Origin of the sequence: Streptomyces lydicus (genome assembly GCF_000717345.1) — a bacterium.
Taxonomy (GTDB): domain Bacteria; phylum Actinomycetota; class Actinomycetes; order Streptomycetales; family Streptomycetaceae; genus Streptomyces; species Streptomyces lydicus.
Window position 1 is genome coordinate 63,832 of the sequence record NZ_JNZA01000016.1, and the last position, 12,853, is coordinate 76,684.

Genomic DNA, 12,853 nt, shown 5'->3' on the forward strand with positions numbered 1-12,853 from the left:
GTGGACCGGGCCCGTCGGCGTTCCCGCGCGCGGCCGGCGCCGCGGACGGGCCCGGCCGCCCGCCGCGGCGCACAACCGCCCCCGCCGCCCCGGGGATTGCGCCGCCTCCCGCCCCGGCCCGCCCCTCGTGACGGCCCTCTTCGGGTGAACGGGAAACGGCCGGGGCGGGATCATGGCAGCATCGACCGCGACGACCACCCGCGCCGATCTTCTCCGTACCCGCACAGCGCCGACCGGTCCCGTGCCCGGGCGGCGCGCCGAAGGACTGACGGCATGCCGGACACAGACACCCACCCGGGAGCGGGCGCCGGCCTGATCCCGGCACCGCTGAGCGTCGACGGGCCCCACCGCTGCGCGGTCCGCCTCGGCAACGGCACCGCGCTGGCCGCCGCGCCCGGCACCGAGGACACCGCGCACTGGCTGCGCGCCACCCTCGGCGCGGCCTTCGGCCTCCCGCTGCCGCCCGGCCCCGCCGACGCCACCGACACCCTCGTCCTCGCCCTGGACCCGGCCCTGCCGCCCGAGGGCTACCGCCTGGAGGCGGTGAGCCGTTGGGGCGTCCGGCTCACCGGCGGCGGCCCGGCCGGTGTCTTCTGGGGAGCGCAGACCCTGCGTCAGCTCCTCGGCCCGCACGCCTTCCGCCGCGCCCCGCTCGCCCCGGGCAGCCCCGTCGTCCTGCCGGCGCAGACCATCGAGGACGCCCCCCGCTTCGCCTGGCGCGGCATGCTGCTCGACGTCGCACGGCACTTCCTGCCCAAGGACGGTGTGCTGCGCTGCCTCGACCTGCTCGCCGCGCACAAGCTCAACGTCCTGCACCTGCACCTCACCGACGACCAGGGCTGGCGCGTGGAGATCCGGCGCTACCCGGAGCTGACCCGCACCGGCGCCTGGCGCGCGCGCACCAAAATCGGCCACCGCGCCTCCCCCCTGTGGGACGAGCGCCCGCACGGCGGCTACTACACCCAGGACGACCTCCGCGAGATCGTCGCCTACGCCGCCCGGCGGCACATCACCGTCGTCCCCGAGATCGACCTCCCCGGACACTCGCAGGCCGCCATCGCCGCCTACCCCGAACTCGGCAACACCGACGTCCTCGACACCACCTCCCTGCAGGTCTGGGACACCTGGGGCGTCAACCCCAACGTACTGGCACCCACCGACAACACCCTGCGGTTCTACGAGCACGTCCTGGAGGAGGTCCTCGACCTCTTCCCCTCGCCGTTCGTGCACATCGGCGGCGACGAGTGCCCCAAGGACCAGTGGCGGGCGTCCGCCGCCGCGCAGGCCCGGATCGCCGAACTGTCGCTGGCCGGCGAGGACGAGCTGCAGAGCTGGTTCATCCGGCACTTCGACCGCTGGCTCAGCGACCGCGGCCGGCGCCTGATCGGCTGGGACGAGATCCTCGAAGGCGGCCTGGCCGAGGGTGCCGCCGTGTCGTCGTGGCGGGGCTACGCGGGCGGCATCGCGGCCGCCAAATCCGGCCACGACGTGGTCATGTGCCCCGAACAGCAGGTCTATCTGGACCACCGTCAGGACCCGTCCCCGGACGAGCCGGTACCGATCGGCTTCGTACGGACCCTGGAGGACGTCTACCGCTTCGAGCCGGTCCCGCCGGAACTGACGGCCGAACAGGCCGCGCACGTCCTGGGCACCCAGGCCAACGCCTGGACCGAGGTCATGGACACTCAGGCGCGCCTGGACTACCAGGTCTTCCCGCGGCTGGCCGCGTTCGCCGAGGTCGCCTGGTCGCGGCTGCCCGCCCCGGCGGACCGCGACTACCAGGACTTCACCCGGCGGATGGCCGTCCACTACGCCCGGCTGGACGCCCTCGGCGTCGACTACCGGCCACCCGGCGGCCCCCACCCCTGGCAGAAACGCCCCGGCGTGCTCGGACGCCCGATCGACGGGGCGCCCCCAAACGTGTGAGCCCCCGTGCAAGGAGGGAGCCCGCCCGGCCGGACCCTGGGACGGTGGTGCGGTACGGCGGTTCCTCCGCCCCGCCGTACCGCCCTGCGGGGCACCGCCGTACCGACGGGGCGTGCCCGCGGCGGCCGGCCGCCACCGTGCTCCCTCACGGCCCGTGGCGGGTGAACTCACGGCCTGTGGCGGACGAAACCGGACCAGCAGCCTGTTCGGGGACGGAACGCCGCTTCGTGGACCCTCGCGCCGAGGGCCCGGGAAGATGTGCCAGAGTTGCCACGTCCGGGCCGTGAGCACGTACCGTACGGCGGAGCGGAACTGCCGGGACACCGGGGAAGGGGCAGCTGGCTTGACCACGCACGCACCGCACGCGTCGCACACGGTGACGTTGCCGGCCTCGCTCGACGAGGCGGTGGCGGCGCTCACCGCCATGCCTGCCGCCGTGCCCGTCGCGGGCGGCACCGATCTCATGGCGGCGGTCAACGCCGGACTCCTCAGACCCGCGGCCCTGGTGGGCCTCGGCCGGATCAGCGAGATCCGCGGCTGGCAGTACCTGGACGGCCATGCGCTGCTCGGCGCCGGCCTCACCCTCGCCCGCATGGGACGCCCCGACTTCGCCGCCCTGATCCCCGGTCTCGCCGCCGCCGCCCGCGCGGCCGGCCCGCCGCAGATCCGCAACGCCGGCACCCTGGGCGGCAACATCGTCACCTCCGCGGCCACGGGCGACACCCTGCCGGTGCTCGCCGCCCTGGAGGCCACGGTGATCATCGCCGGTCCCGGGGGCGGCCGCCGAGAGATCCCGGTCAGCCACCTGCTGGCCGGCCGCGAGATGCTGCACCCCGGCGAACTCGTCGGTTTCGTACGGGTGCCGCTGCTGCACGCCCCGCAGACCTTCCTCAAGGCCACCGGCCGCACCGGCCCCGGCCGCGCCACCGCCTCGGTCGCGCTGGTCCTGGACCCGGCCCGGCGCGGGGTGCGCTGCGCGGTCGGCGCGGTCGCCGCCATGCCGCTGCGCCCCCTGGAGGCCGAGCAGTGGGTGGCCTCGCTCATCGACTGGGACGGCGAACGCGGCCTGGTACCCGAGGCCCTGACGGCCTTCGGCGACTACGTCGCGGCCGCCTGCATCCCCGACCCGGCACCGCCGGAGGACGGCTCCGAACCGGCGGCCCTGCCGCCCGCCGCGCTGCACCTGCGCCGTACGGTGGCAGCCCTGGCCCGCCGCGCACTCGGGAGGGCGCTGTCATGAGTGACGCCGACAACCGCCATCCGCACGCCCCGCACCCCGAGCAGGGCTGGCAGCCGCTGCCGCAGGGCGGCGAGTACGAGTCGGAGGCAACCGCCTTCGTCCAGCTGCCGGAGGGCTTCACCACCGGGGTCTACGGCGGCCGCACCCCCGGCTGGACCCCGGGCGCCGACCCGCTCGCCGCGCCCGGCCACGGCTACACCCCGCCGGCCTCCTTCACCCCGCACGCCCCCGCGCCGGGCGCCGGCGCGGACAACGACCCGGCGGCCACCGGCCAGTGGACGATGCCGTTCGCCGGCCCCGCGGCCGGCTACGCCGACCCGTCCGCCGGCTACCCGGCGCACACCGAGGCCCCGGCCCACCACGACCCGCACGCCGGCTACCGGGGCGGTGCGCCCGACGGGTCCCGGCCGTGGGGCGGCGAACCCGTGGACTGGCCCGTGGCGGGCAGCCCGGAGGCGGGCGGCACCGGAAGCTGGTCGGTGCCGGTCGCGGCCGACGACGGTGTGGAGGAGTCCGGCGAGTACCTGGTGGGCGACGAGCGCCTGACGGGCCGTACGGGCCACGCCGGGCTGCCCGGTCACCCGGGCCACGACGCCGCCGCCTACCAGGGCGGCTACCCGGGCGCCGGCGCGTACGACACCGCCGGCAGCGCGGCGGACCCCGCGGAGGCCGCCCGCACCGGGCACTGGAACTTCACCGCCGGGCTCAGCGCCACCGGCGGCGCGCAGACGCCCGCCGAGGACGTCGCGCCGGGCGGCGCCGGACAGGACCCGTACGGCGGCCCCGTGCAGGGCTCCTACGCGCCGGAGAGCGCCCCGCGGAACGGCGGCGCGCACGACCTCGGCCCGCACGACACCGGCGCGCATGACACCGGCGCGCACGACGTCACCGCGCACGACGTCGAAGGCCACGGCGCCGCAGATCCGTACGGGACGGGCGCCGACACCCCGGACACCGCCGCGACCGGGCACTGGTCGCTGCCGGCCGACGCGCTGGCCCAGTGGCCGCCCGCGGGCAACACGGCGCAGCCCGCGCACGACGGGGCGGTCGACGTGCCCGCCCCCGCCGGTGCGGGCAGCTGGACGACCCCGGCGGCCGACGAGGAACGCCCGCAGGCACCCGACGAGTTCGCGCCGCCCGCCGACGGCAGCCCGGCCGCGCCCGGTACCCCGGAGGCCGCCGGAACGCACCCGGACGCCTTCGAGCCCGCCGCGCCCGCCGCGTCCTTCGAGCCCGACCCGGACCCCGTCCACGACCAGCAGGCCGGTCACGCCCCGGACCCCGCCCCCGGCGGAACCGACGCGACCGCCGGGGACGACGGCGCGGCGGCCGCCACCGGTGCGCCCGGCGCCGCCGAGGACGCCGACCGGGGCACGGCCCCCGACGCGCCCTCCGACGCGCCCGACGGCACCGCGCCGGACCCGGCGGACGGCGAGGCGCCCGCCCCCGCCGTGGCACCCGACTCCCACGACGAACACCCCGCCGCCTCCTACGTGCTGCGCGTCAACGGCATCGACCGGCCCGTCACCGACGCCTGGATCGGCGAGTCGCTGCTGTACGTGCTGCGCGAGCGCCTCGGCCTGGCCGGCGCCAAGGACGGCTGCTCGCAGGGCGAGTGCGGCGCCTGCTCCGTCCAGGTGGACGGGCGGCTGGTGGCGTCCTGCCTGGTGCCCGCGGCGACAGCGGCGGGCAGCGAGGTCCGCACGGTCGAGGGGCTCGCGCAGAACGGCGTGCCGTCCGACGTGCAGCGGGCGCTCGCCGCGTCCGGTGCCGTGCAGTGCGGCTTCTGCGTACCGGGCATGGCGATGACCGTGCACGACCTGCTGGAGGGCAACCACGCCCCCAGCGAGCTGGAGACCCGCAAGGCGCTGTGCGGCAACCTCTGCCGCTGCTCCGGCTACCGGGGCGTGCTGGAGGCCGTCGAGGAGGTCGTCAAGGAGCGCGCGGAGGCCGCGGAGGCCGCCTACGCCGCACTGGACGACCCGGACGGGCCGGCACCGGCGGACACCGCCCGCATTCCCCACCAGGCAGGCCCCGCCGACCCCATGGGCCCTGCCCCGCACGACCAGGATCCGCACACGGGAGGCTCGGCATGAACGAGCGGAGCACGGGAGGCGTGACCGGCACGTCCGACGGCGCGGGCGCCGCCACCGCGACCCCCGCGGCGGGCACCCCGATCCCCGTCGAGACGCCCCTGCACGGCCTGGGCGTCTCCCTGCCGTCCGCCGACGCGCCGGCGAAGACCGAGGGCACCTTCCCCTACGCGGCCGACCTGTGGGCCGAGGGGCTGCTGTGGGCGGCGGTGCTGCGCTCGCCGCACCCGCGCGCCCGGATCCTGTCCCTCGACACCAAGCACGCCGCGGAGATGCCGGGCGTACGCGTCGTCGTCACGCACGAGGACGTCCCCGGGGACGCGGGCCACGGCCGGGGCACCGCCGACCGCCCCGTCTTCGCCAGGGACGAGGTCCGCCACCACGGCGAGCCGATCGCCGCGGTGGCCGCCGACCACCCCGACACCGCACGGCTCGCCGCCGCCGCCATCGCCGTCGAGTACGAGGTCCTGGACGCCGTCACGGACCCCCAACTCGCCTTCGAGGCCGAGCCGCTGCACCCGGACGGCAACCTCATCCGGCACATCCCGCTCCGCTTCGGCGACCCCGACGCCGTCGGCGAGGTGATGGTCGAGGGGCTCTACCGCATCGGCCGCCAGGACCCCGCGCCCATCGGGGCGGAGGCCGGGCTCGCGGTGCCGCGCCCCGACGGCGGGGTGGAGATCTACACCGCCTCCACCGACCCGCACACCGACCGCGATCTGGCCGCCGCGTCCTTCGGCCTGGAACCGGAGCAGGTCAAGGTCGTGGTGACCGGCGTCCCCGGTGCCACCGCCGACCGCGAGGACCCCGGCATCCAGCTGCCGCTCGGCCTGCTGGCGCTGCGGACCGGCTGCCCCGTCAAACTGGCCGCCACCCGCGAGGAGTCCTTCCTCGCCCACGCCCACCGCCACCCCACGCTGCTGCGCTACCGCCACCACGCGGACGCCGACGGCAAGCTGGTCAAGGTGGAGGCGCAGATCCTCATGGACGCCGGCGCCTACGCGGACACCTCCGCCGACGCGCTGGCCGCCGCGGTGTCCTTCTCCTGCGGCCCGTACGTCGTCCCGCACGCGGTCGTCGACGGCTGGGCGGTGCGTACCAACAACCCGCCCTCCGGCCACGTACGCGGTGAGGGCGCGATGCAGGTCTGCGCCGCCTACGAGGGCCAGATGGACAAGCTGGCGGCCCGGCTGGGCCTGGAGCCCGACGAGCTCCGGATGCGCAATGTCATGGCCACCGGCGACCTGCTGCCCACGGGGCAGCCGGTGACCTGCCCGGCCCCCGTCGCCGAACTCCTGCGCGCCGTGAAGGAGGCGCCGCTGCCCGAGCTGCCCAAGGACGCCCCCGAGGCGGAGTGGCTGCTGCCGGGCGGGCCCGAGGGCGCGGGCGAGCCGGGCGCGGTACGCCGCGGCGTCGGCTACGCCCTGGGCATGGTGCACATGCTCGGCGCCGAGGGCACCGACGAGGTCTCCACCGCCACCGTCAAGGTCAGCGGCTCGGTCGCCACGGTCATCTGCGCCGCCGTCGAGACCGGTTCGGGCTTCTCCACTCTCGCGCGGCAGATCGTGCAGGAGACCCTCGGCATCGAAGAGGTGCACGTCGCGGCCGTCGACACCGACCAGCCGCCGGCCGGCGCCGCCTGCCACGGCCGGCACACCTGGGTCTCCGGCGGTGCCGTCGAACGCGCCGCCAAGATGGTCCGCACCCAGCTCCTGCAGCCGCTGGCCCACAAGTTCGGCATGTCCACCGAACTCCTCCAGATCAACGACGGCAAGATCACCTCGTACGACGGGGTGCTCAGCACGACGGTTGCCGAGGCGCTGGACGGCAAGGAGCTGTGGGCCACCGCCCAGTGCCGGCCGCACCCCACCGAGCCGCTGGACGACAGCGGCCAGGGCGACGCGTTCGTCGGCCTCGCCTTCTGCGCGATCCGCTGCGTCGCCGACGTCGACATCGAACTGGGCACGATCCGGGTCGTCGAGATGACCGTCGCGCAGGACGTGGGCCGGGTCCTCAACCCGCGCCAGCTGCGGGCCCGTATCGAGGCCGGCGTCACCCAGGGCCTGGGCGCCGCCCTGATGGAGAACCTCCGCACCACCCGCGGCCTGGTCCGCCACCCCGACCTCACCGGCTACGCCCTGCCCACCGCCCTGGACGCCCCCGACATCCGCATCGTCGAACTCGTCGAGGAACGCGACGTGATCGCCCCCTTCGGCGCCAAGCCCGCCAGCGCGGTCCCGGTCGTCACCTCACCCGCGGCGGTGGCCTCCGCGGTCCGCGCCGCCACCGGCCGCCCCATCGGCCGCCTCCCGATCCGCCCGCAGGCGGCGGTGGCCCACGTCATCCCGCAGTAGCCGCCCGGCAGCCACAACGCCGGAGGCGGCCCCCACGGATGTGGGAGCCGCCTCCGTCGCACGTAACGCGTATCGAGGCCGTGGCGGGATTCGAACCCACGTAACTCGCTTTGCAGGCGAGCCCCTGAACCACTCGGGCACACGGCCGGGTTGTGCGGTGCGTCTCCGACTCTAGGGTGCGGGGCGGGGGGTGCGGCAAGGGAGCGGGGCGGGCTGCCACGGGGCTGCAACGCGGCGCAACACGGGGTTCATGTGGCGGGCGGGGCGGGGCCGCGGCCGTGTGTCACGCCGCCCGCAGGAACTCCTCCACCACCGGCGCGAACAGCTCCGGCTCGTCCACCCACGGGTAGTGGCCCACCTCGTGCAGCGGCCGCACCCGGGCGTCGGGGAACGACGCGGCCACCAGCTCGCCCGCCCGCATACCGGACACCGCGTCCCGGTCACCGGTCACCACCAGCACGGGGCAGGTCACCTCGCGCAGCCCGGCGAGTACCGCCAGCCGCGTCTGCTCGTCCACGCCCTGCCAGAACCCGGCCCGCGGCACCGGCCCCAACTGCTCGCCCTCCGTGGCCGCGTGGGCCCGCTGCGGGGCGTCCCACCGCCCGTAGGCGAGGGGTGCGGCGGCCAGCAGCAGCTCCCGCACCTCGCCCATCCCGGCCGCGTCGGCGAGGCGCTGCACCGCCACGGAGGCGTCCGGCCACCACTCCTCGTGCGCCCGCGCCTCGAAGATCTCCCGGGCGTCGTCGGGGAGTTCGCCCTGCAGCCGGGAGCCGGGGCAGACCAGCACCAGCCGGGTCAGCCGCTCCGGGCGGCCCGCCGCGTACGTCTGCGCGACCGCGGCGGCCGCGTCGTGCGCGAGCAGCGCGAACCGCTCCAGGCCCAGGTGGGCGCGGAGTGCCTCCAGGTCCTCGGCGAGCTGCGGGAAGGCGTAGCGGGCCGGGTCGTCGGCGGTGGGGGAGTCGCCGGTGCCCCGGCTGTCGGGCACGATCAGCTGCCGGTGCGCGGCCAGGCCGCCGAGGTCGCCCAGATAGGCGGCGTCCCGCCCGGGCCCGCCGGCCAGGCAGACCAGCGGCGGCAGCGGTGAGTCGGCCGGGCCCAGCACGCGGTAGTGCAGCTCGGCATCGTCATACGTACGGAAGTGCGGCATACCGACAGCCTGCCCGCCCTGTGACCGCCGAGACCCGCCACCCGGCCGAGGCCCGCGGCGTAGGGCCGACGACCGACCCGATCCCCGTCCCGCGACAGGGGCGCAGCAGCTCTACGGCCCTTACGCTGAGCCGATGACCGCTGACCCGCCCGCGCTCTCCACCCCGCCCCGCGAAGGTGACGCGCACCCCGGCCCCGCCACCGGCGGCGTCCTGGCCCCGGCCCACCGCGCCCTCACCCTCGGCATCATCTCCGTCGTCTCCCTCGTCGCCTTCGAGGCCAGCGCCGTGAACACCGCGATGCCGGTCGCCGCCCGCGCCCTGCACGGCATCGGCCTGTACGCCTTCGCCTTCTCCGCGTTCTTCACGGCGAGCCTGTTCGCGATGGCCCTGGCCGGCGTGTGGAGCGACCGGCACGGCCCGCTCGCCCCGCTGTTCACGGGGATCGCCGCGTTCGGGGCGGGCCTGCTGATCGCCGGCGGCGCCGGGGGCATGGCGATGTTCGTCGCGGGCCGCGGGGTGCAGGGCCTCGGCGGCGGGCTGGTGATCGTCTCGCTGTACGCCGTGGTCGGCCGGGCCTACCCGGAGCGGCTGCGCCCCTCGGTCATGGCGGCGTTCTCCGCGGCCTGGGTGGTGCCGGTGATCGTCGGCCCGCTGCTCGCCGGGACCGTCACCGAACAGTTCGGCTGGCGCTGGGTGTTCGTCGCCATCCCCGCGCTGATACTGCTGCCGCTCGCCGTGATGCTGCCTGCCCTGCGCAAGCTGCCGCGTACCGAGCCGGGGCCGGGCGGCCGGGTGCGGGGTGTCCTGGGCAGCCGGCGCTGCCTGCTCGCGCTGGCCGTCGCGGTGGGCGCGGGCCTGCTCCAGTACGCCGGCCGGCGCCCCGGCTGGGCGGCGCTGCTGCCCGCGGCGGCCGGGCTGGTCCTGCTGGGGCCGGCCCTCGTGCGGCTGCTGCCCCGCGGCACGTTCCGCGCCGGGCGCGGGCTGCCCACCGTCGTCCTGATGCGCGGACTCGCCGCCGGGGCGCTGGTCGCCGCCGAGAGCTTTATCCCGCTGATGCTGGTCACCCAGCGCGGGCTGTCCGCCACCCTCGCCGGCCTCTCCCTCACCGGCGGCGGACTGACCTGGGCCCTGGGTTCGTACGTGCAGAGCCGGCCGCGCCTGGAGGCCCACCGGGAGCGGCTGATGGGCCTGGGCATGGCCCTGCTCGCGCTGGCGATCGCCATGGTGCCGCTGGCGCTGGTCGACGGGATGCCGGCCTGGATCGTCGCGGTTGCCTGGACGGTCGGCGGCTTCGGGATGGGCCTGAACATCTCCAGCGGCGGTGTGCTGCTGCTGAAGCTGTCCCGCCCCGAGGAGACCGGCAGCAACTCCGCCTCCCTGCAGATGGCGGACGCGCTGGGCAACGTCACCTTCGTCGGCCTGAGCGGCGCCCTGTTCGTCGCCTTCGGCGGAGGCGCCGTCGCGGCCGCCCCCACCGGCCCGGGCACGAGCCACCCGGCAGCCTTCACGGCGGTCTTCGCCACGATGGCTTGCGTGGCGGCTGCGGGGGCGATTTTGAGCCGAAGGCTTGGCTTCCCACGTTGTCGGCCGTCCCGCCGTGGTGGTTTCTCGCCGTGGCGCCTGCGGCGGGCGGGTGGTCGTCGGGTGCGGTGACGGACCTCCGCGGCCTTGGTTGTGGACTGCTTCGCTTTACGTCCACAACCAAGGCCCCTCCGGCCCGTCCCCTCCCGTGGGAGGGAAAGTTGAGGGCCGGTGGGGGTGAGCGTCGTCACTGACGCTCGCCCCCACCGGCCTTTTTCTCACCCACTACGGGAGGGGCTGGACCGGAGGACGAAGTCTGGAGGGCCGGCACCGCACCCGACAACAACCCAGCCCGCCGCAGGCGCAACGGCGAGAAGGCACCACGGCGGGAAAGCCGACAACGTACGCGGCGCCGCAAAGCGCAACGGCGAGCAACCACCACGGCGGGGCAGCCGGCGACGTGGGTCCAACCAAGGACCGGCTACGCTGGCGCGGTTGCCGATCGCCGAGCTCAGCCGACGGAGACCGTGACTACCACCACCAGCGCCACCAACAACCATCACCTGTCCCCGGCCTTCCCGGGCCGGGCACCCTGGGGTACCGCGAACAAGCTGCGCGCCTGGCAGCAGGCGGCCATGGACCGGTACATCCAGACCCAGCCGAGAGACTTCCTCGCCGTCGCCACCCCCGGGGCCGGCAAGACCACCTTCGCGCTCACGCTCGCCTCCTGGCTGCTGCACCACCACGTCGTGCAGCAGGTGACGGTCGTCGCACCGACCGAGCACCTGAAGAAGCAGTGGGCGGAGGCCGCGGCCCGGATAGGGATCAAGCTCGACCCGGAGTACAGCGCGGGGCCGCTGGGCCGCGAGTACCACGGCGTCGCGGTGACGTACGCGGGCGTCGGCGTACGCCCCATGTTGCACCGCAACCGCATCGAGCAGCGCAAGACGCTGGTGATCCTCGACGAGATCCATCACGCCGGCGACTCCAAGTCCTGGGGCGAGGCGTGCCTGGAGGCGTTCGAGCCGGCCACCCGGCGGCTCGCGCTGACCGGTACGCCGTTCCGCTCCGACACCAACCCCATCCCCTTCGTGACCTACGAGGAGGGCAACGACGGGATCCGGCGCTCGGCCGCCGACTACACCTACGGCTACGGCAACGCGCTGGGCGACGGCGTGGTCCGGCCGGTGATCTTCCTCTCCTACAGCGGCAACATGCGCTGGCGCACCAAGGCGGGTGACGAGATCGCGGCCCGCCTCGGCGAGCCGATGACCAAGGACGCGGTGTCGCAGGCGTGGCGCACCGCGCTGGACCCGCGCGGCGAGTGGATGCCGAACGTGCTGCGCGCCGCCGACCAGCGGCTCACCGAGGTCAGGAAGTCCATCCCGGACGCCGGCGCGCTGGTCATCGCCTCCGACCAGGAGCAGGCCCGCGCGTACGCCAAGCTCATCCGGGAGATCACCGGCGAGGGCGCGACCCTCGTGCTGTCCGACGACTCCGGTGCCTCGCAGCGCATCGACGACTTCTCGGACGGTCAGGACCGCTGGATGGTGGCGGTGCGGATGGTGTCCGAGGGCGTGGACGTGCCGCGGCTGGCGGTGGGCGTGTACGCCACGACGATCTCCACCCCGCTGTTCTTCGCCCAGGCCGTGGGCCGCTTCGTGCGGTCCCGCAAGCGCGGTGAGACCGCCTCGGTCTTCCTGCCGACCGTCCCCTCGCTGCTCGGCTTCGCCAACGAGATGGAGGTCGAGCGCGACCACGTCCTGGACAAGCCGAAGAAGGACGGCGAGGAGGACCCGTACGCCGAATCCGAGAAGGAGATGGAGGAGGCGAACAAGGAGCAGGACGAGGACACCGGCGAGCAGGAGCAGTTCTCGTTCGAGGCACTGGAGTCCGAGGCGGTCTTCGACCGGGTGCTCTACGACGGTGCCGAGTTCGGCATGCAGGCGCACGCGGGCAGCGAGGAGGAGCAGGACTACCTCGGCATCCCCGGCCTGCTGGAGCCCGACCAGGTGCAGATGCTGCTCCAGAAGCGGCAGGCCCGGCAGATCGCGCACAGCAAGAAGCGCCCGGACGCGGAGGCGGACCTGCTGGAGATCCCCGCCGAGCGGCGGCCGGTGGTCACGCACAAGGAGCTGCTGGAGCTGAGGAAGCAGCTGAACACGCTGGTGGGGGCGTACGTCCACCAGAGCGGCAAGCCGCACGGGGTGATCCACACCGAGCTGCGGCGGGTGTGCGGCGGACCGCCGAGCGCGGAGGCCACCGCCGGGCAGCTCAACGAGCGGATCAAGAAGGTACGGGAGTGGGCCACCCGGATGCGGTGAGCCGGCCCCCCGCCGTCAGGGTGGCGCCCCCTTTCCGGGGGCGCCACCCTTCTTCGTTGCCCGCCCCGTTTTCCGTAACAGCCGGATAACGGGCTTGGCCCTCCCTGAAACACCTGAGGCCGCGAGGGGCGGACCAATCGGGATGTTCCGGGCGGCGGAGCCCGGATTCTGGACGGACTCTTCCGCTGACCGGACCGGCTCGCTACTGTCCCGCTCACGCACACGCCCCGTGGCAGCGCCGCCGCGG

7 protein-coding genes and 1 tRNA gene are annotated in these 12,853 nt (G+C 75.3%); 6 read left to right on the forward strand and 2 right to left on the reverse strand.

Features of this window, described 5'->3' with window-relative positions; all coding sequences use genetic code 11:
• Positions 1–273 precede the first annotated feature (273 nt).
• The 4 genes from OO62_RS17585 (at position 274) to OO62_RS17600 (ending at position 7,613) form a co-directional block, all read left to right on the forward strand.
• Positions 274–1,926, forward strand: coding sequence for a beta-N-acetylhexosaminidase (locus tag OO62_RS17585; protein WP_051733349.1), 1,653 nt, complete (start codon positions 274–276; stop codon positions 1,924–1,926).
• Between the two features lie 343 nt (positions 1,927–2,269).
• Positions 2,270–3,166 carry an FAD binding domain-containing protein gene (locus OO62_RS17590; RefSeq protein WP_033268387.1) on the forward strand — a complete coding sequence of 299 codons (897 nt, stop codon included), beginning with the start codon at positions 2,270–2,272 and terminating at the stop codon, positions 3,164–3,166.
• Entirely contained in the window at positions 3,163–5,262 is a 2,100-nt protein-coding gene (locus tag OO62_RS17595) for a 2Fe-2S iron-sulfur cluster-binding protein (RefSeq protein ID WP_033268388.1), read from the forward strand. The genes OO62_RS17590 and OO62_RS17595 overlap by 4 nt, the downstream gene beginning before the upstream one ends.
• Positions 5,259–7,613 (forward strand): xanthine dehydrogenase family protein molybdopterin-binding subunit, encoded by a 2,355-nt coding sequence (locus tag OO62_RS17600; protein ID WP_398742178.1) that lies wholly within the window; start codon positions 5,259–5,261, stop codon positions 7,611–7,613. The genes OO62_RS17595 and OO62_RS17600 overlap by 4 nt, the downstream gene beginning before the upstream one ends.
• A gap of 75 nt (positions 7,614–7,688) precedes the next feature.
• On the opposite strand, the gene OO62_RS17605 is transcribed toward OO62_RS17600, so the two are convergent.
• A tRNA-Cys gene (locus tag OO62_RS17605) sits at positions 7,689–7,760 on the reverse strand.
• A gap of 136 nt (positions 7,761–7,896) precedes the next feature.
• Positions 7,897–8,760 carry an alpha/beta fold hydrolase gene (locus OO62_RS17610; protein ID WP_033268389.1) on the reverse strand — a complete coding sequence of 288 codons (864 nt, stop codon included), beginning with the start codon at positions 8,758–8,760 and terminating at the stop codon, positions 7,897–7,899.
• Between the two features lie 133 nt (positions 8,761–8,893).
• Here OO62_RS17610 and OO62_RS17615 point away from each other — a divergent pair, with 133 nt between their 5' ends.
• Both OO62_RS17615 and OO62_RS17620 read left to right on the forward strand, forming a co-directional pair.
• Positions 8,894–10,414 carry an MFS transporter gene (locus OO62_RS17615; protein ID WP_078617217.1) on the forward strand — a complete coding sequence of 507 codons (1,521 nt, stop codon included), beginning with the start codon at positions 8,894–8,896 and terminating at the stop codon, positions 10,412–10,414.
• A gap of 395 nt (positions 10,415–10,809) precedes the next feature.
• Positions 10,810–12,606: a DEAD/DEAH box helicase gene (locus OO62_RS17620; RefSeq protein ID WP_033268390.1), complete on the forward strand. Its 1,797-nt coding sequence runs from the start codon at positions 10,810–10,812 to the stop codon at positions 12,604–12,606.
• Positions 12,607–12,853 lie beyond the last annotated feature (247 nt).

What these genes read in the sequence shown, in the direction of transcription:
- OO62_RS17595 (WP_033268388.1), top strand. Translation starts at nt 3,163, where the DNA reads ATGAGTGACGCCGACAACCGCCATCCGCACGCCCCGCACCCCGAGCAG.
- OO62_RS17615 (WP_078617217.1), top strand. Translation starts at nt 8,894, where the DNA reads ATGACCGCTGACCCGCCCGCGCTCTCCACCCCGCCCCGCGAAGGTGAC.
- OO62_RS17600 (WP_398742178.1), top strand. Translation starts at nt 5,259, where the DNA reads ATGAACGAGCGGAGCACGGGAGGCGTGACCGGCACGTCCGACGGCGCG.
- OO62_RS17585 (WP_051733349.1), top strand. Translation starts at nt 274, where the DNA reads ATGCCGGACACAGACACCCACCCGGGAGCGGGCGCCGGCCTGATCCCG.
- OO62_RS17610 (WP_033268389.1), bottom strand. Translation starts at nt 8,760, where the DNA reads ATGCCGCACTTCCGTACGTATGACGATGCCGAGCTGCACTACCGCGTG.